Origin of the sequence: Paenibacillus sp. NPDC058071 (assembly GCF_042885235.1) — a bacterium.
GTDB lineage: Bacteria > Bacillota > Bacilli > Paenibacillales > Paenibacillaceae > Pristimantibacillus.
The window spans coordinates 36,112-56,039 of the sequence record NZ_JBHVSK010000018.1; the positions used below are offsets into that span (position 1 = coordinate 36,112).

Genomic DNA, 19,928 nt, shown 5'->3' on the forward strand with positions numbered 1-19,928 from the left:
TAAGTAAGTTAAACCATGCTTGCCCGCGTTAGTATTTGCACAGCTTTGAAGAAAATTCATTCTGGAAACGGCGTGCAGAATGAATCAGGGTTTACTTTATTTTAACGATGACCTTTCCTTTAGCGCCCCCGCCTTCCAGATACTTGAGCGCTTGAGGTGCTTCTTCAAACTTGAAAACTTTATCGATGACAGGCTTAATGCGGCCTTCTTCAATAAACTGCTTAATGATTTTTAACTGCGCGCCGCTCGGCTTCATAAATAAGAAATGATAGCTCGTCCCCGTTTTCTTCTCAAGTGCTGTAAGGTTGCGGGTTACGATCGATAAAAGGGTTGTTTTCAACCAGCCCAATTGCGAATCCTTGCCGAATCTGGCGTTTGGCAGACCGGAGACAGAGACGATTTTGCCGCCTGGCTTCAGCACCTGAAACGATTTTTTCAGCGCCTCTCCCCCTAAAGTATCGTAAACCACATCGTAGTCCGTCAGCAGCTCTTCAAAATTTTCTTTCCTATAATTAATAATCTGATCAGCGCCAAGCGACTTGACCAAATCATAACCTCTATCGCTTGCGGTAGTCGCTACGTAAGCCCCCATCAGTCTGGCTAACTGGATCGCAAAAGTGCCTACGCCTCCCGCTCCCGCATGAATCAATATCTTTTGGCCTTTTTGAAGGTTCAAAATATCGTGGAAGGCTTGATACGTCGTCAATCCGACAAGCGGTATCGATGCCGCTTCTTCAAAGCTTAGGTTGCGAGGCTTTAATGCAATATCATCTTGATGAATCGCGATATACTCGGCCAACGTTCCTATTCTGCCTTTGCGGGGCCGGCCGTACACTTCATCTCCCGGTTTAAAACCTTTTACCCGAGTGCCAACCGCGACGATTACGCCGGAAAAATCATTGCCCAAGACTAAAGGCATCTCGTACTTTAACAAAAACTTTGCTTTCCCTTCTTTTACTTTAAAATCGATCGGATTCAAACTGGCTGCATGAATCTCCGCCAGCACATCGTTCTCTCCGATTTCCGGCATCGGCCTTTCTGTCATCAGCAAAGGCGAATCCTTGCCATATTTCTCGATAACCATGGCTTTCATTTCAATCACTCCTATTTGGGTTATTTGTTTAAACTTATAAACGTAATCATTAAAAAAATGCATTAAAAGTTTTGTATCGCTTGTATCGATCTTATCCAATTCGATCATTCGTTTAAACTTATAAACCTATTGTTCAAAAAAACGCGCTAGGCGGTTCTTTTCCTGATTAAATCAAGATTTGAGGCATTGGGCTTCTATGCCTGCAATTAGCGACTTAAGCTGCTCAAGCGGCTGGCGGACAGTCAGAATATAATAATTCTCGACGCTTTTTTTCTCGTAATCCACGAAGCCGGATTGTTTCAGCACCTTCAAATGATGAGAAACAGCGGGTCTCGATAAGTTGATATGCTCGGCTATCGTATTGACGTTAAGTCCCGATTTATGCTGTGCAAGCAGCATAATAATCGCTTGACGCTTTTCATCTGTCAGCACATCCAGCAACGGGATACACTCTTTAAACTGCTGCATAACTTGCTCCGTTTCCTGGCTCATCCTCTCTCCACCCCTTCCGTTTATTCGTTTAAGCGCGTAAACCTAATTATAGCGAACTTGTTTGTAAAATCAAGAATAGGCTTCAGAAGGACGAGAAGCGTTACTTTTAGCAAGTGCGCATCGATATGACAGTCTTAATATGATATAGTATTTTATAGTATACAACTCGGAATAGTTAATATTTAATTCTGCGTAATAGCACCAAATAACAATGCAGAGGTGATCTTCCCTATGACAGAACCGCTTATTGCCCGTTGGCATGAAGAGATCGAAGATAAGCTCGCTGACCGTATCATAGGCTGGCGCAGATATTTGCACCAGCGTCCCGAGCTGTCATTCGAGGAAAAGCAAACAGCCGCTTTTATAGCTGCCGAACTGGAGAAGCTTGAGCTTGAGGTTCGGACGAATGTAGGAGGGGGAGGCGTGGTCGGCGTGCTGAGAGGCAGTCATCCGGGGCCGACGATCGCGCTAAGAGCCGATTTCGACGCGCTGCCCATTCAGGACGAAAAACAGACCGCGTATACCTCGACCGTTCCCGGTGTGATGCATGCGTGCGGTCATGACGGGCATACCGCTTCGCTGCTAGGCGTCGCGACACTTTTAAGCGAGCAGCGTGAGCAACTGCACGGCACGCTTGTATTTCTGTTCCAGCATGCGGAAGAAAAGCCTCCCGGCGGCGCTCAGGCCATGATTGCCGACGGCTGTCTCGACGGCGTGGATGCCGTGTTCGGCATTCATCTGGCAACCGACCTGCCTGTCGGCCATTTCGGATTTTGCAGCGGCAGCTTCATGGCGGCCGTTGACGCCTTCACCCTTCGAGTCGAAGGAAGAGGCGGACATGCAGCGCGTCCTCACGAGACTGTCGATTCGATTGCCATTGCCTGCGGCCTGGTCGGACAACTGCAGCAAATCGTCAGCCGCAGAGTTAATCCGCTGCAGCCGGCCGTTGTCAGCATTGGCAAAATTCAGGGCGGCACAGCTTTTAACGTCATCGCGGAAAAGACGCTGCTGGAAGGAACGGTTCGCTCCTTCGATCCCGAAGTTAGAGATCTGGTCGAGCAGGAGCTCCGCACCATTGCCGACGGCGCAGCACGCGCCTCGCATGCAGCCATTCACATTGACTATTTGCGCGGGTATCCGGCGCTTGTCAATCACGACAAGGAAACATCGATCGCTCGCGATGCCATAGCAGGCACAATTCCCGGCGCTGTCATTACCGAGCTGGACAGACGAATGGGAGCCGAAGATTTTGCCTATTATCTGCAGCATAAGCCGGGTAGCTTCTTTCAAGTCGGTGCGCGGGGAACGGACGAGCGGACGCATTATCCGCATCATCATCCCCGCTTCGATATAGACGAACGCGCGCTGGCGTTGTCGGCAAAAGCTTTTCTAAGCATCGTAGGCCATTATTTGACACGTTAAGTATTATTCATGAACAAAAAGCAGGTTACGAGGAGAGCATAGGGTCAGCCAGCCCCATGCCATGCCTCGGAGCCTGCTTTTTTCTTGCTGCAAATATCGAATGCAGTCAGCTCTAGTACTAGACAATAAGATTTAAGAAAAATAAGGAAATATGGTAATATAGCATAATACTTCGAATCGATAGGAGCTATTATGATTTTTAGCACACGTATTCTATCTGCAGCAGGCGGACTTTTTTTCCTAACCATTATGCTCTCTTCCATTGCAACGATGGCTTTTGTCTATGACTCTATATGGAAGATGATCTTTGCACTTGCTATAACCCTTGGTCTCTCTTGGATGATCATTCGTTGGATGGTCTCTCGATTAAGCCGAAAAATGTTTCTAGCCGTGTCTCTATCACTTGGCTTTGCTTTACGATTAGCTTGGATCATATGGAATCCGGCTCCTCCGGAATCGGATTTTTTATTTATGTATAATGCAGCCGTAGAGGCAGCAGCGGGCAATTTTTCATTTAGTGATACGCCTTACTATATCAGTTTTCCCTACCAGTTCGGTTTTACGATGTATGAGGCTGCTATCATTCGTTTATTTGGCAATCACCTCATTATTCTTAAACTATTAAACGTTCTGTTAAGTGTTGGAACTTCCGTCATCCTATATGGCTTAGCCTCAAGGGTGTTTAATGAGAGCTGCGGTAGAATTACGGCGCTTGCCTATCTCTTTTATTTGCCAAACATCATTATGTGTTCCGTATTAACGAACCAGCATTTATCAGTCTTTTTATTTTTACTAGGATGCTTCCTGCTGCTGAGGGAGAAAAATGCAATCGTTTATTGGCTAATCGCTGGATTGGCTATAGGTCTCGGCCATTTGATGCGCCCGATCGGGACCGTCTACTTAGCGGGAATTGCTCTATTTGTCTTGCTCGTCCTATGGCAGCAATGGCGCGGATCGCTTAAAAGACTGGCGGCTATGACCGCGGGCAAGCTTAGCGGTTTGATCTTGGTTTATTATTTAGTTCAACTGCTTGCCAGCACCGCTTTGATCTCATCCGGTGTCACCCAGCATTCTTTATTCGAGGGAGAGAAGTACTGGAAGTTCATGGTCGGCCTTAATGCTGAAACCAATGGCAGTTGGAATATGGAAGATGCCAACTATGCGAACCAATACGCCTTCGGCGACGAACGCCATCAAGCTGAGCTTGTGAAAATAAAAGAACGTCTGGAAGACAAGCCCGAGTTGGCCGCCTTAATGGCGAGAAAGCTAGTTTTAATGTGGGGTTCTACCGACTCTTCTCCTTTTTGGAGCCTTCAAGGATTGAACCAGTGGGAGCTTGAGAAAACACTGCAGCAATGGGAAAGACCTATGTATGTGCTGATGTGTGCATTTGGCGTCTTTAGCATGATCGCTTTGTGGCGTACGCCAGGCAAGAGGAATGAAGCGTTATTGTTTATGATTTTGATCATGCTGTATATCGGTGCGCATTTGCTCATCGAGAATCAACCGCGATACCGGCTCGATTTTGTTCCGGTTCTCATACTCTTGCAAAGCTACGGGGTTTATCACGTCTTTCGTTGGGTGCGAGATAAACGTCCAGTGGCTTCGGTTGAGCGAGGAAGAAGTATTGGGGGCTAGCATGTTGAGGGCTAGCATGATGTTAGCATGATGTTGGGGGCTGGCGTGATGTTGGGGGGCTAGCGTGTTGAGGGCGCGGCCTAGTGATGCCGTAAAATGAGGCTGTCCCAACAGCAATTTCCGAAGGAAATGATTGTTCACAATGGACAGCAGCATTATCGTGCCTGTCAAGTGGTCAATTCTGACCGGCAGAGCAAAAAAAAGGATATTCACTTTCTTTAAGGATACTAATGACCGTTAGAAGATGATTTCACGCTTTTCTCCGACCTATCCCTTGCTTAGGGACAATTATATCCGTAAGCAAGCCAAATTTTCGAATAATCGGCGCTAACGGTCACTAACGTCCATTAACTATGGCTCAAACCATCACGCCTTCTTTTCGAATGCAAAGTCTTGCTATAACGGTCACTCGTCATTCAGACCTCACTGGTAAGAGTGTCAAGCATTGATTACGGTGTAGAGCCCCTATTAACGCAAAAAAAGAACCTTCAAAGCCACTTTCTTAGTGGTTTTGAAGGTTCTTTTGCACGTAACATGAGATTCTCCCGCTCAAGTTTACCTTTTTGGGATAGCCTCGTAAAAATAGACCGCTCCAAATTTCAATCAAACAGCACAGACGTATCCTTAGACTCGTAAATTTGAGCCGCGCATGTATCCAACAATGCTTGTAGCTTTCGATATAAGGCACCGCCGAAGCTTAGCCTTCTGACCCCAAGCTCCTGCAGCTTTTCACCACTTGTTAGCCCCTGGTTGTCACTCTGCGGCCTTCTGCAGTGCCTGAATGATTTGACGATGGATGGCGGGGCTTGCCGCTATAATGCCTCCACAATAGCGGCGGTCGATCGCCCGGCCCTGCAAATCGGAAAAGGTATAGCCCAGCTCCTCCAAAATAATTCGTCCCGCCGCATAATCCCATGAATTCACATAATACTGAACATAGCCGCCGAGCAATCCTGCCGCCATATCCCCAAGCTCCATCGTCGTTGCGCCATAATTACGGACGCCGCGAACTTGCGGACCGAGCCGAAAAAAGTGCTCCCATCGCTTCATTTCTTCGATGCTGCCCCAAGGCGCATTGATCGCCATCAGTTCATTTTCCAGTGCACCGTCTGCCTCGGGAGGAGAAAGCTTTCTGTCATTCAAGTAGGCTCCGTTCCCTTGGCGGGCACAGTAAAATTTTTCTGCCATCACATCGTAAATGATTCCGAATACGCCACGTTCTTGCTCGCAAAGCGCCACGGAAATGGCAAAATCCTGCTTGCGATTAATAAAGTTGCTCGTCCCGTCAATCGGATCGATAATCCATACATAAGGACTGGATGAAGCGCGGTTGCCTATATTTTCTTCGCCTATAATGTTATGTTCAGGGTAATACTCATTAATTTTGTTGACCAAGAAGGCTTCAACTTGCCGATCCACCTCGGTCACTACATCCGAATGACTCGTTTTCTGCTTGTACTCGGTCTTCTCCAGCATTCTTGCCTTAATGATCTCCCCTGCCTCCATAATCCATGAGACTGAGCGTTCATACATTTCATTTTCAATTTCAATTCTGCTATGCGGATTTAATTCATGATTGTTACTCATAGTAGTCCACTCGCTCCTTTGAGACGGTATCCGTCAAAACTTTATTGAGTACACTCATTTTAGGCCAATCATTGGTAACGATCAACCTTTGTGCAATAAGTGTGGATGGGGATAGACGAGGGGTGAGTGTATTCAGACGGCTTGGTCGAAAGGAGATTAATCAATTCTAAGATAAAACTTATCTATTATTGAGGAATCAAGGCCTTTCCTTCCAGAGTAAAACATAAAAGTTTACCTTGCTTCTTCGGTGTCCAACCTTGATTCAACGCTTCATTAATTATAATGACTACATCCGAAGGCAGTACCAATTTCGTATCAATTGAATTAATATCAGGAAATTCAACCCATAGATTATTAATATCTGATTTAACGCTCACCCTAATAAGCTGTCCATTGAATTGATCATGATGAACTGTTAATATTAATGACTTTTCTGCAGGAGATACTCCCCACCTATATACTTCTTGTCCGATCCTTATCTTTCTCGATCCCTTTTTACTCATTGTCATTTAAAATGATACCGTTGCCTTTCGTTAAGAAATCTGGGGATTTCCCTTCATACACTCCTCTTTTAAATAAAAAAGCCCTGATCCAGTGCATTCTATTATATCGGCTATCGAAGTCCTAAATGGCTAGAGCTTCAAAGCTGAAATTGCATGGTGCAGTATTGCTACCTTAGCATCTTTATCCATTACTACGCTTGCATGCATCAGAGCATACTCACTTACCTGTACATCATTATCTTCCTGTCTCAGCTTATTTATCAATGACGATAACCCAATTAGAGGATCAACGGGGCTTTTTAATAGTACGGTTTGGATATTTTGAACGCTCTCACTGTAGTCACCTTTCGGAAAATGGAGTCTTCCTAATGTATTCTTCGAATGAAGCTCGTATTGGTCACCATAATCAAACACTTGCCAGCCAGCCCATATATCCTTTAATTTATGAATAGGACTCGCAGCCGGATCTGCACGCCAAAAATGAAGTTCCTTGGAAAGACTGTTAACGTGGAACCCTGCGACTGGAAATTCCTCTCCTCGCTCCTCTATACACAAATCTGGATAACCGAAAGAACGTTTAAATTGGGACAAGATGTTAGGACCGTGAAATAGATATTCTTCGATCCCTCCTTGCAATGGGAAGATCACTGTTTCACCGTCTCCGAACGTAATACTGCTAACGATGTCTGACCAGACCAGATCTCTTGAAGACCCTATTACAGGACTATTACCAAGTTCATCCTCAGCATCGGACAAAACGATTTGCCTAGGAAGCCCCAGGTATTCTACAATACTTATAATTCCTTCTTCAGCCCATTCTATCTCCCAATCCTCCCAGACAATATCCATAAGCTTGATAAATAACCTACGGTAAGGAATATTATATCGTTCCTCCTCTCCACCAAAGAAAAGGAGCTTCCTATTTTCTAAATCCATTAGTGCCCCACCCTCTGCCCAGACTTCATTCAGCCAATCGTCGTTTGCAACTTTAGCCTGAGCCTCGATAAAGGAACGTGCATGGTTCTCTCCCCAGAACAATTCATTTGGCAGCGTGTTGGCACACCAGTGATTATAATAAAGCTCGTATCCGTTCGCTTGTAGAATGACCAAATTGGCCCGTTGACCCATAAATAATCTCCCTTCGCTATACCACGCTATTCTAAGCCTTGTTAATGGAATTGCTTATATAGTAAATAAAGAGTCACGGCCCCTAATTTCGGCAACATCGCTTTAAATCGCCCGATACATTTAATTGTAGTTTATAAAATTTCTAGATTTTATAACTCAACTAGTCTTAAACTGCTGCGGTTTGTTTAAAACTTAATGCCTTCCTCTTCTAGTTAAATGAATCGGGTGCCCATGTAACTACACCGTTTCCAGGCGCTCCAACAACCAACCATTCATCTCCTGAATATCCTTTACCGTCTCCTGCTTGCCAACATTCATATTTATCATGATTCCCATTAACAAAAAGTGCTCTGCCTGACTCAAATTCAATCAAAAGATGCGGGGATAACTCACCTAGCTTTATGTTCGTCACTCTCTCTGCGTAGTTCGAATATAAGTTTATACTCCTGTTCTTCGGTCATTTCTTTCATTTCTGCTTCTAAGCTAGGAAATACCTCGTTCCCTTCAGGAAACACATTCCAAAAGGATTTAATATTTAACCAAAGTTGATCAGGAACATGGTTTTCGTAATGCTCAAAACGAATTAACAGTGTACTTGGACCCAAACCAAATCTCACACCATCTAACTGGCTTCCAATAAACATTTTTTTTAATGCCCTCTCGGCTATTTCTCTATTTAACTTGTTCATATTACTCACTTCTTTCAAAATAAAAATGTATCACCACTATGACCATCTACTTTCACTATCCACCCATAAAGTTGAGCAAATCTGCCTTTATCGTTATTATTGTATTCTTGGCTGAACATGCATTACCTTTATTTTCTATATATTAACTCGATAAATGCTTCTCCAGGCTTTGATCGGGATGGAACTTACCATCTTCAATGTAGCCCGATTCCTTCCAGATTGCTGAACTGACCGCATGTGCACAGTATGAATCCGGATTCGTCAGCCACTCGAACAGCTCGGATCACCCCTAGCAATTGCAGCGCATTGTTCACAAGATCGGTCTCCGTAAGAAGAATGTGAACGAGATGCCTGTGACGACAACCCAGGAAATAAAGTGCGGCGTGCAGTTCATCGTCTGCACGAACCGCTTCAGGAAGAAATGCCAAACCTCGTTAAGCACGACAAAGGACGAATTCTAACAGGACAAAAAGACCTTCTTTCTACCGGATGATTCATCCAGATGGAAAGAAGGCCTGATGTGTTTCTATTCTTTTAATAAGCCGGAACATTCCGTTACTCTACTTACTTCGCAGGAGTCGCAACGACTCTTTGCTGCTCGTTTTTCATGAGGGTAATGCTAAACGGTTTACGTACGCCGTCTTTCAAACGCGGAATTACTGGTACCATTGGTGTTCACCTCCTTTCAAATCGCTTTACTATAATCTCAAATATTGTCTCAGCTCCTGCATCGAGGTCTCATATACATTTTCATGGCCGTTCGTCCCTTCCCGTTCGCCGATGCGACGGGCGAATTTGCTATACAGCCGATTCAGATAGGCTTGATCCGCCAGCGCATGGAATCTCATTCTGGAAGCATTTCCGTTCTCCACACCAATTTGCTTCACGATATCACGGAAGCCTAGGAAGAAGACGCGGCTGGATCTATATGGACTGGCAAGGATAGCGGAATCAATGAACACGGCTGCGCCGTTATCTTCATACTGGTATAGAATAAATGCGCTCAACTGTCCATCCTTATTGTCAAGCAGCATAAGGCGGAAGGAAGACAAGGAATCCAGCACATACAACAAAGCGTCTGGCAATGAATATTGACTATGAAACTCCCTGCTGTGCGCAATATAAAATCTGGCGAAGCTCGCAAAGTCGTCATCGCACAGACAATCGTTCGGTCTGAGCTTCAGCATCGTAAGCACCTCCTTCTCCCGCTTGTTCTACTCTAGAATCGGCTTGCTGCTCCCACATTTTATCGTAAAGCCCTCTCTTCTTCCTTAACTCATCATGCCTGCCCCACTCTGCAAGCTCTCCATCCCGAAGCACGAATATGCAATCTGCATCCGCTATCGCAGCAAGCCGATGAGACACGATGACGATTGTCCGCTCTCCACGCGTTAGCTTGCTTATCGTCCGTCCTACCGCAGCCTCCGATAGTGGGTCAAGAGCCGAAGTGACCTCGTCCAGCAGCAGCAAGGCAGGATTCCGCAGCAAGGCTCTAGCCAGCGCGATTCGCTGCTTCTGTCCTCCGGACAGATTGCCCCCGTCCTCATTCACTTGCGTCATGTAGCCGTCCGGCAATCCTTCGATATAGGAGGCGATATCGGCTTGCTCGGCTGCCGCGGAGACCTGCTCCAGAGACGCATCCGGCTTGCCTATCCGAATGTTGTCCAGCAGCGTGCCACGGAACAGGAACGGCTCCTGGAACACCGCCCCGACGCTGGTCCTATATAGCTCGCCGTCCAAAGCGTGCAGATCTGCTTCATTCAATAACAGTGCCCCCGCGCTTGGCTCACGAAGACCGAGAAGCAACTGCAGCAGCGTGCTCTTGCCCGAGCCGCTCGGACCGACAAAGGCGACGGTAGAGCCTGGTTTAATCGTCAAACTGACTCGCTTCAGCGCCTGTCTGCCATCCGGATATGCATAAGATAAGTCATCCATTCGAAACTCCGGGCCGGCTTGCAGCGGCAGTCCTGTCTTCAAGCCCATGCTCGCCTCTTCCGACACATCCAGCAGCTCCGACACTCGATCCAGACTCACTCGGGCATCCACTACCGATGGAAGCACAGCTGTCAGATTGTAGACCGCGTTGCCCATCGATGTATATATGGTAAAGAAAGCAACCAGATCGCCAAGCGAAATCACTTGCAAAAGAGCTAAATAAGAGCCGAACCCGATAATGCAAAAATTCATCAGCAGCAGGCTGACCATAGGTACGCGATTCAGCGTTGCCGCCGCCGCATTGCGCCGATAATGGCTAACAAACAAACCGCTAAGCCTGTCTGCGAACCTCGATATGACCGTCTTCTGTAAGCTAAAACCTTGAATGACGGGCTGGCCTCTCACATATTCGCCCACATCGGCCGTCATCTCGCCGAACCCATCCCGATAAGCCGCGAAGGCCGAGCGAGCCCGCTTCTCCAACAGCTGCGGACCGAGATAGACGAGGCCCGCTCCAACCAAAATGACAAGAGCCATCGTCCATTGAAGCGAGAACAGTACGATTCCGCTCATCGCGACAACCGCAAGCGATTGAAGCCCGATCGTCATCATTGCTGTCATTGCGCCTTCAATGGCGGGGAGATCCACAGAGAAGCGAGAGATATGCTCGCCCGCAGGAATGGCCTGGAAGCGTTCTGTCCTCATTCTCTGCATGGCCGAGAACAGTTGCATCCTTAATCGCTGCTGCACCGCGGCATTTATTCTCGCCAGCAAGCGATCGCCTGCCGCTCCCGCTACGATACCGAAGAAGCCTACTGCGCCTATAATGAGCAATATGAGAATAAACGCTTCCCTGTCAGCGGGCACGATAGCCCGGTCAATGATGAACTTGAAGCTGAGCGGAGCGAGTGCAAGAACGGTCATCTCTACCGCAGCAAATAACAGGAACAAGACAACCCGGCCCCTGTACGGCTGTATGAAAGACCACAACTTACGAACAATTGCCAGCATGAGTCTTTCTCCTTGTACAGTTATGAACTGGAATTAATTAATTAAATACTTAAAACCGCGAAAGATATTCTCGAAGATCAGAGACGGGTACAAGATAGCTGCAGAGTATACCACGTTCACTCTCCACCCGTGCCGTCTGTCGGGCGAACTTCGAGAACAGTCGATTGCTGTACACATCCTCCCCTGTCCAGAAGCGGATCTCCTTCACGCCTTCATCCCGCTCCTCCAGAAACTCCGATAAGTATCGAAGCCCTTCCAGGAACAGTCTCGTGCAACGATGCTCTTCCTTCATGTAAGCAACCTGAAGTTGAATAACGTGCATATCCTCGTAATTCCGCTCCCCCGTCCCGTGGATATAACCGAATGCCCCTACAACCTCATCCTCTTCATTGAAGCAGAGAAAAGACTCTCTCCCAAGCAGCACTGGACTCGCGAGATAACTGAAAGCGACAGGGAACGAATATGGCAGCTTCAGCTTGGTATAGTTCTCTAGTAAAAAATCCATATATTTTCGCATATACACGTCAGTAGCGCATACGGCAAAATAATAATCCATTACAATTCTCCTCCATGCCTTAAGCTATATGTCCATTCGACTTCGATATCTGGAGGAAATCTTCTGGTACATGCCAGCTTTCGACAGCTTGTCCTATCAATCTATCAGAGCAAGTTTAATTTCTGTTTAAGTTTCGACTTTTTTTGCAAAAGAAACCAGTCTATCCACTCCGCTCCTGCTATAATGACGTTAGTATAAACATGATTACTTCATATGTAATAAGCGTATCTACAGCATGAAGGAGTTCAGCGCTCATGGGATATATTCGTCTTATGACAATTTTCGCCAGATCACTCTTTTGGGCTATTTGGCTTGCAGGCCTATTATGGTTCCTCCCCTCCTTGGCCGCTGCAGCCTCGTTCCAGGTGGAGGAGGGAAGAATGGACTTGACCGGCTGGAAGATCGAAGAGCAGCCTACTGTGCAATTATCCGGCGAATGGAGCTTCTACTGGGAAGAACTGCTGGAGCCTCAACACTTCCTAAGCGATACTGTCGCTTCCCATGCTGAAGTGGTTCACGTCCCCCTCCCATGGACGAACTACCACCTGGAAGGCCGCCCGTTGCCGAATGAAGGCTACGCCACATACCGGCTGCTCATTCTCCTACCGGATGATCTGACGACGGCAGACAAGACGCTCGCTCTGTACCCCAAGAGCATCGCCTCCGCATACCGCTTATGGGTGAACGGCAGTGTAAAAGGCGGTAACGGAACGGTGGGAACCGATCGAGACAGCATGACGCCGTCCAGCTATCCCGAAGTGATCTACTTTGATCCGCAGCCCGGCTGGAACGAGCTGATCATTCAAGTATCTAATTTTTCGCAGCGCAATGCCGGAATTTGGCAGGATTTAGAACTTGGGACAGCTGACGCTGTCTCTTGGATTCGCCTATCTCGTGTTGCCGCCCAAGTGTTCATTGTCGGCATCTTCTTCGTCATGGCGCTGTACTACATCTTCGTCTATTTTAATCGTCGGCAGGAAATCCCAGCGCTCTTGTTCGGATTGCTATGCTTATCGGTCGGCATCCGCACGATTGTGCTGGGAGAGTCAACTGCGCTCTATCTGTTGCCCTCGCTACCATGGGAATGGGCCGTCAAGGCCGAATACATCTCTATTGCGATGACAGCTCTCTTGCTCGTGTTATTCGTGAAATGGGAATATCCCAAGGATTCCGCACCTTGGGCGCCGACAGCGGCCAGCTTGATCTTATCCGCCTGCATGCTCTTGTTTCTGTTGACGCCGGCCCGCGTCTATACTTTTTATTTGTCCCCCTTCACGTGGGGGGCTCTATTCCCTGTGCTCATGTATACGATGGGCGTATATATCCTGTCTGCTTTCAGGCGCAGAAGAGGCTCGACGATGAACGCCGTCGGCTTCCTGCTTTTCACGCTGTTCGCTCTAAACGATATGCTGTTCTACAACGGTCTCCTTCCAACTGACGACTTGCTCTCCATCGGCTTGCTCTGCTTTCTGCTAACGCAAGCCCTCAATCTGTCGGCTCGCTTCTCGCATGCCGTACAAATGTCGGAGCAGTTGTCGGAGGACTTGCAGCGTTATAATCGCATATTGGAGCGAACTGTGGAGGAGCGGACCCAATCGCTGCAGGAGAGCAACGAGCAGTTGCTAAAAGCCAATGCGCGTATGGCTGACATTGAACAGTTCCGCACTCGGCTGTTGTCCAATATTTCGCATGAGTTGAATACGCCGATTACGTCTATTAAAGGCTTTGCCAAAGCGCTGCGCGATGGCATCATTACGGTTGATACGCGAAAATACGCCGGCAGAATTTATGAGCGATCTCTTCTTCTGGAGCGACTTATTCACGACCTGATCGAGCTGACCAAGCTGGAGACGAAGCAGGTGAAGTTCACCATGGAAGAACGTGAGCTGTTGCCATTCCTGCAAAAGCTGTTCAAGCAATACGAATGGGAGATGGAGGAGCAGCGCATCCGCTACCAACTGGACCTCCCACCTATGACCAGTTGCTTGTATGCACGTATCGATCCCATTCGCATGGAGCAAGTATTCGCCAATCTGATCTCCAATGCGATCAGACATACGCCCGCGGACGGAACGATCACTATTCGAGCAAGATTGATTCCTTCCGAAGAACGGCAATTGATAGCGGAGGTTTCCATCATCGATACGGGGGCAGGTATTCCCGCATCCATGCACGAACGTATATTTGAGCGGTTCATACAAGTGCAGCAGCAGAATACGGGTAAGCCACATAACGGTTCGGGATTGGGACTGGCCATTTGCAAAGAGATCGTTGATTACCACCAAGGAGAGATTGGAGTCAGAGGCGGAACGCCAGAGGGCAGCGAATTCTACTTCAGGCTGCCGGTATACGAACACATTGAGGGGGAAGCATGAACATGACAGACAAGACCATCGAGCGCAATCGCATCCTTATCATTGAAGACGATACCGATATTGCCGAGTTGATCGCCATTTACCTCCACAACGCGGGCTTCCTTACCTCCACTGCCGCAACGCTGAGGGATGCTGATCGCCTGCTGGAAGAGGAACGGCCGCAGCTGGTATTATGCGATATTACACTTCCGGACGGCGAAGGGACGGAATGGGTAAAGAGCATGAGACAGTATTCCGCATTGCCTGTGATTTTCCTCAGCAGCAGAATGGAGCCGAAGGACATTATCGCCGGTCTGGAGCTGGGTGCCGATGATTACATGACCAAGCCGTTCGACCCCGACATTATGGTCGCGAGAGTGAAGGCTCATTTGAGACGCTTCCCCTCTGCTGCCGGAGCGGGAAATGGATATGCGGATAAGGAACGGCAATGGTCGGACGGCAGGCTGGAGCTTCACTTCGGGCGGCGGGAGGTGAGGGTGCACGGCGAGGAGCTGAACTTGCCCGCGAAGGAGCTGCAGCTGCTGTTCCTGCTGGCGGAGCATCCCGACCAAGTGTTCAGCGTAGAGCAGCTGTACGAATCTGTCTGGGGAATGGACGGCTGGAGCGACCAACGGACCGTCATGGTGCATATTCACAATGTGAGACGAAAAATAGAGGAAGACGTCGCCCTTCCCCGTTATATCCTTACGGTGCGCGGGGTCGGCTATAAGTTTCAGGGCGGCAGGTAGCGGGGCTGGTAATGCCGGGCTGCTAATCATTGCTTGTCACATCTTCGATTAATCAATGCGGTATTTAAGTCCCCAAGCATTCACTATAATCCCTTATTAACACAAATATCCCGATGACCTAATAAAGCATCATCGGGACTGTTCTAGCGGTTCCACCTCTTTGTTACTGATTCCAGAAGGGGCAGAGGGATTCTGGAGAAACGATAGTGTTCGCTTTAAAGTCGGATTCCCACAGCAAATATTCATCAAAATAAAAGGAATCGAGCATTAATGGCGATCGGATCCGCAGCGTCTCCCCTCGCTTAAGTTTTTGTTATATCTGTTAACGGAATACCTTCCAAGTATTTTTCAACTTCATGGATAGACAATGGATGACTAAACAGGAATCCTTGTCCCTGATTACATCCCTCTTCACTCAAGACCGCTAACTGCTCCTTGCATTCCACGCCTTCTGCAATCACATTTAGATTGAGCGTTTGGGCAATCGTCAATATTGCTTTGACAATGGCGTGGCTTTCTTTATTTCGATGAATATCTCTAACGAATGAAGCATCAATTTTCAATGTATCTACGGGAAGGTGCTTGATATAACTGAATGAACTATATCCTGTTCCAAAATCGTCAATTGAAACTTGAATACCTAAATCTCTAAGATCCTGCAAAATAGTCGTTGCGAAGTCGACGTCCGTAAAAGCACTTTCTGTAACCTCAATCTCCAACCATCGCGGTGCGAGTCCGGTATCAGCTAATACTTGCTTAACATCGTCTATCAGGTTAGGTTGATACAATTGTCGGGCGGATAAATTAACGGCTACGATCATAGGTGGATAACCTTGATCTTGCCACTTTTTGTTTTGTTTGCATCCATGGCGAAGAACCCATTCTCCCAAGGGCAGAATCATTCCTGTATCTTCAGCTATAGGTATAAACTTGTTAGGCGGTATTCTTCCCAATTCCGGATGATTCCAGCGAACGAGTGCCTCCATACCAATCAATTGTCCTGTTGCAAGATTAAGTTTAGGTTGATAATCGATATCGAACTGCTCATGCTGGATGGCTCTTTTCAGTTCATTTTCTAACAATATCCTCTCCAATGAACGCTCCTCAATATCAGAATGAAAAAATAAAACTCCGTCTCGTCCTCGTTCCTTAACCGCATACAGAGCCATATCCGCCCGTCTCAAAAGTTCATCAGGGTTTCTTCCATCCGATGGATAGAGAGCGATCCCCATACTGCAAGGAATACTATGGATTAGTCCACCAAGATCAATTGGTTCTTGAAGGCTTGTTCGGATTTTTTGAGATATGGCTTCTACCTCCAATGAATTAGTGATGTTGGTTAATAATACAACAAACTCGTCTCCTCCTAATCGAGCGACCATATCATTCGAACCAATACAATGACTGATTCTTCTTGCAACCTCTATTAGTATACGATCTCCAGCCTCGTGACCAAGCGAATCATTGATATTTTTAAACCTATCCAGATCAAGGAATATGATAGCCAGTTGCAAGTGCAAACGCTGTGCATGATGGATTTCTTTTCGTAAACGATCCATAAGAAATCTTCGATTGGGTAAATCAGTCAAGGTATCGTGGTATGCCAAGTGGTAAATCGTTTCTTCCGATCTCTTCCGTTCTGTGATATCTCTCATAACCAGAGATAAGTTACTGATATCACCTGATGGAGTGAGTATCGGGTTTATATTTGTTTCCATAATATAATATTCGCCACCTTTAGCGCGAACCCGAAACTCAAGCAGAGGGGACGGGCTTTTTGTGACAATCTGAATTTGAATAGCACGGGAAAAAGCTTCATGATCTTCTTCATGAATCCAACGCAGAGCATCACTGGATACAAGATCAGACAAATCATACCCTAATAAACTTTTGTGGGAAGGAGATACGTATACAAAATTCCCAATTGTATCAATGATTGAGATTAGATCGGATGAATTTTCGGTGATTAAGCGATACTTTGCTTCGCTCTCCTTAAGTTCTTCCTCCATTTGTTTTCGTAAGCTAATATCATTTCGAATCGAGACATACTGATAGGGTTTTCTTTGTTCATTTAGAAATGGAACAATTGTTGTTTCTACCCAGTAGTATGTTCCGTTTTTGGTTCTATTCCGTATTTCCCCCCGCCAAATAGCCCCAGATCCAATAGTAGCCCACATGTCTTTGAAAAAATCACGAGGGTGATGCCGGGAGTTGAGTATGCGGTGATCTTGACCAAGTAATTCTTCACGCTCATATTGAGAGATTCTACAGAACTGGTCATTGACATAGAGAATTATCCCTCGTGAATCCGTTATAGCTACAATAGAGGACTGCTCTAATGCATGTCTAATATCAGCCAGTTCTTTCAGTACATCTTGTAAATTTTCCTCAGTTTCTTCACTTTTCATTTATATCCACCTCTATATCATTGTTGTTAAGGATTTGGAAGTCCGATTATATAAAGGAAAAAAATAAAACCGACTCTATAAGATAATAGAGTCGGTTGCACTAATTGCTTCAAACTATTCAAGTGCCCAGTTACGAATGACTAATCATCGCTTCCACTATGTATGATGTTGCCTATGATGTGCGATGACATAATCTATAAAAAAACAGAGTTTCATCTACCCTGTTTGAGTAATTGAGCACTTTTACTGTACTCGTTATTCAATTTAGTGCTCAGCTATCTACAGACAGATATTGTCACTATACATCAGTCAGATAGATCATTTCAATATCTTGTAACATATTTCACTTAAAGTTTTTATCGTCTTTCTTCGCATTCATCGCCGGGTAACGGCGCCTAAAGCTGTCCAACATTGAGAGTACTTCGCCATCCCGCGATAAGATCATCAGCAATTTCAAATCGACAATGCACGAAAGCAATATTTATATCGCGAGGGCTTAACCCCTCCCACGACCGAACTTTCACCGGTTAGAAGATGTGTGCTTTTCTGGACACGCCACATAAAAAAAAGACTCACTCGGAATTCAGAGTCCCTTTTATCGCATTATAAAGTTAAGTAGAGTAAAGCAAGCCGAGCACGCGAAGAGCCGCTCCCCTATCCGATCCGTTCGAGCTTGAGACGCCGTGTACGGAAATTTCGATCTGCCCGGCAGCGGGCAGCGATACTAAGGGCACCTTTACCGGGCGGTAGAATAAAGGGCACCATTCGTCGTAAGGATCGTATTGCAGGAACTCGCCGCCATTAATCGAATATGCGAACGCGCCGGTGTCAGGTCCGCAAAGCAGCAACAGTCCGGCACTGCGGCCGTAAACGTCGAATGTGAACGATACGGTGTCACCTTCCCCGTACAAATGTCCAGCAGGGTATCGCCAATTGACGGTATTGTTCGGCCTGCTGAGCCAGCTCATACCCGAAGCTCGACGAACCCCGAAGGCGCCGATCAAACCGGCCCGCTCGTAGTTGTCGGAGCGTAGCGGCTCCGGAAGCGTACTTGTCTCGTCACGCGTTGGCTCATTTATCGATCCCTCCGAGGAAGACAACGCGAGCTCGAGAAACTCTCGCAGCATCCCTGCATAGATCACATGTCCCTCATCGTTCGGATGGACGCCGTCCGGAGCGAATGCTCGCCAAGAATCTCCGCCTCGTATACGTTCCCGAACTCCTGCCAAGAATGAGATGGACGGCAGCCCGTAATGTTCGGCGACCTTCTCGTGAACGGCAATGAAAAACGGCTCCGGCTCCGCCGCAGCTAACGACTGCTCGTCCGCAGAATACAAGAACACGATGTCGGCATCGGGAGCGACCTTCCGGCATCGCCGGACGATGCCTTCCATCCCGCGGATCGTCTCCGCCCATCCTTCTGGCGTTGGCGCACGTTTCTGCCCGTCATTGACAGCGAACTCTACGAACAGCAGATCGATGCCGCCGTCTTCGAATACGTGTCTGCCGATCCGATGGGCGCCAAGCGACGAGTCCGTGCCGCCGACACCCGCATTGATGAAGCGCCACCGCAAGCTTGGGTAGCGCTCGGTGAAATATTTTTCGGTCAGCGCCCGCCAACTCGTCTCGTCCGGGTCGGATGCCCCGAACCCTTCCGTTATCGAGCCGCCCAGGAACGCGACCACGAGCTCGCGCTCTGCCTCGTCCCGCAGTTTGGCCGCCAATCTAGCCATCCCTTCGCGCATTCGACTATGTTGCAAATTGCTCATCGATGTTCACCAACCTTATAGTATCTCCCGTTCTGAAAAACAGGCTCCCCTCAAACATGCGGAGAGCCTGCTCCTACAATCTAGGAGTAATTCTAAGCGAATCAAGCAGCATGTACAAGGCCGATTTTTAACCGCTTTCAAAGTATGAAAATACTCATCAAGTTCCATTTATCAGAGCTAATAATAGCGTTAATGCTCATATATAAAAACTCTTCCAAAGAAGAGTTTTCGGCGCGATTTGCGTTGCATCGTTCAGCCTTTGACGCTGCCGAGCACGAGACCCGTCGTGAAATACTTTTGCAGGAAAGGATAAACGAGGAGAATCGGCAGCGTCCTGACGAAGAGCTGGGCCGCCCGGGACGTTCTCGCGTTGACAAGGTTGAGCAGGTCGGCATAATCGCCGCGCGCCATGTTAATAATGTTTTCGGGATTAATAATAACGGTTTGCAAATAACTTTGCAGCGGATAGTTTTCTGTGCGGTTCATGAGAATGAGACCGTCGAACCATGAGTTCCAATGGTTGACGATGCAAAATAAAGTCAAAGTGGCCAAAGAGGGTTTCGATAAAGGGGCTCATCATTAAGTGCATGAAGC

General features: G+C 47.3%; 15 protein-coding genes and 1 pseudogene. 4 read left to right on the top strand and 12 right to left on the bottom strand.

Annotated features, from left to right (window positions below; translation table 11 throughout):
- Window positions 1–91: 91 nt before the first annotated feature.
- Window positions 92–1,093, bottom strand: coding sequence for an NADP-dependent oxidoreductase (locus ACFVTB_RS22765; protein ID WP_387754435.1), 1,002 nt, complete (start codon window positions 1,091–1,093; stop codon window positions 92–94).
- Window positions 1,094–1,264: 171 nt separating this feature from the next.
- Complete coding sequence (locus ACFVTB_RS22770) at window positions 1,265–1,585, bottom strand: ArsR/SmtB family transcription factor (protein WP_387754437.1); 321 nt, start codon at window positions 1,583–1,585, stop codon at window positions 1,265–1,267.
- A 231-nt stretch (window positions 1,586–1,816) separates the two neighbouring features.
- Between ACFVTB_RS22770 and ACFVTB_RS22775 the strand changes: the two genes are divergently transcribed.
- On the top strand, window positions 1,817–3,007 hold the full coding sequence (locus tag ACFVTB_RS22775) for a M20 metallopeptidase family protein (protein WP_387754440.1): 1,191 nt from the start codon (window positions 1,817–1,819) through the stop codon (window positions 3,005–3,007).
- Between the two features lie 192 nt (window positions 3,008–3,199).
- On the top strand, window positions 3,200–4,645 hold the full coding sequence (locus ACFVTB_RS22780; RefSeq protein WP_387754443.1) for an ArnT family glycosyltransferase: 1,446 nt from the start codon (window positions 3,200–3,202) through the stop codon (window positions 4,643–4,645).
- A 753-nt stretch (window positions 4,646–5,398) separates the two neighbouring features.
- Here the strand turns inward: ACFVTB_RS22780 and ACFVTB_RS22785 are convergent.
- The 7 genes from ACFVTB_RS22785 to ACFVTB_RS22815 all read right to left on the bottom strand — a co-directional run bounded on the left by ACFVTB_RS22785 (window position 5,399) and on the right by ACFVTB_RS22815 (window position 12,054).
- A complete protein-coding gene (locus tag ACFVTB_RS22785; RefSeq protein ID WP_387754446.1) occupies window positions 5,399–6,232 on the bottom strand; it encodes an inositol monophosphatase family protein in 834 nt (277 codons plus the stop codon).
- Between the two features lie 185 nt (window positions 6,233–6,417).
- Window positions 6,418–6,741, bottom strand: coding sequence for a hypothetical protein (locus ACFVTB_RS22790; RefSeq protein WP_387754448.1), 324 nt, complete (start codon window positions 6,739–6,741; stop codon window positions 6,418–6,420).
- A 123-nt stretch (window positions 6,742–6,864) separates the two neighbouring features.
- Window positions 6,865–7,863: a hypothetical protein gene (locus ACFVTB_RS22795; RefSeq protein ID WP_387754451.1), complete on the bottom strand. Its 999-nt coding sequence runs from the start codon at window positions 7,861–7,863 to the stop codon at window positions 6,865–6,867.
- Between the two features lie 389 nt (window positions 7,864–8,252).
- The gene (locus tag ACFVTB_RS22800; RefSeq protein ID WP_387754453.1) at window positions 8,253–8,552 is read right to left on the bottom strand and encodes a hypothetical protein; all 300 of its coding nucleotides are present in this window, start codon (window positions 8,550–8,552) and stop codon (window positions 8,253–8,255) included.
- A gap of 698 nt (window positions 8,553–9,250) precedes the next feature.
- Window positions 9,251–9,739 (bottom strand): GNAT family N-acetyltransferase, encoded by a 489-nt coding sequence (locus tag ACFVTB_RS22805; protein ID WP_387754455.1) that lies wholly within the window; start codon window positions 9,737–9,739, stop codon window positions 9,251–9,253.
- A complete protein-coding gene (locus ACFVTB_RS22810; RefSeq protein WP_387754458.1) occupies window positions 9,702–11,498 on the bottom strand; it encodes an ABC transporter ATP-binding protein in 1,797 nt (598 codons plus the stop codon). Before ACFVTB_RS22810 ends, ACFVTB_RS22805 begins: the two co-directional genes overlap by 38 nt.
- Before the next feature lie 49 nt (window positions 11,499–11,547).
- Window positions 11,548–12,054 carry a hypothetical protein gene (locus ACFVTB_RS22815; protein ID WP_387754461.1) on the bottom strand — a complete coding sequence of 169 codons (507 nt, stop codon included), beginning with the start codon at window positions 12,052–12,054 and terminating at the stop codon, window positions 11,548–11,550.
- A 254-nt stretch (window positions 12,055–12,308) separates the two neighbouring features.
- On the opposite strand from ACFVTB_RS22815, the gene ACFVTB_RS22820 reads away from it, so the two are divergent.
- Window positions 12,309–14,429, top strand: a complete 2,121-nt coding sequence (locus ACFVTB_RS22820; RefSeq protein ID WP_387754463.1) for an ATP-binding protein — start codon at window positions 12,309–12,311, stop codon at window positions 14,427–14,429.
- A gap of 2 nt (window positions 14,430–14,431) precedes the next feature.
- A complete protein-coding gene (locus ACFVTB_RS22825) occupies window positions 14,432–15,157 on the top strand; it encodes a response regulator transcription factor (RefSeq protein ID WP_387754465.1) in 726 nt (241 codons plus the stop codon).
- Between the two features lie 302 nt (window positions 15,158–15,459).
- Here ACFVTB_RS22825 and ACFVTB_RS22830 read toward each other — a convergent pair whose 3' ends face one another.
- The 3 genes and pseudogenes from ACFVTB_RS22830 to ACFVTB_RS22840 form a co-directional block, all read right to left on the bottom strand.
- Window positions 15,460–17,565, bottom strand: a complete 2,106-nt coding sequence (locus tag ACFVTB_RS22830; RefSeq protein ID WP_387754467.1) for a putative bifunctional diguanylate cyclase/phosphodiesterase — start codon at window positions 17,563–17,565, stop codon at window positions 15,460–15,462.
- Window positions 17,566–18,176: 611 nt separating this feature from the next.
- Window positions 18,177–19,334 (bottom strand): SGNH/GDSL hydrolase family protein, encoded by a 1,158-nt coding sequence (locus ACFVTB_RS22835; RefSeq protein ID WP_387754470.1) that lies wholly within the window; start codon window positions 19,332–19,334, stop codon window positions 18,177–18,179.
- A gap of 252 nt (window positions 19,335–19,586) precedes the next feature.
- Window positions 19,587–19,904: pseudogene (locus tag ACFVTB_RS22840) on the bottom strand (carbohydrate ABC transporter permease); the annotation flags it as partial.
- Window positions 19,905–19,928: the final 24 nt, after the last annotated feature.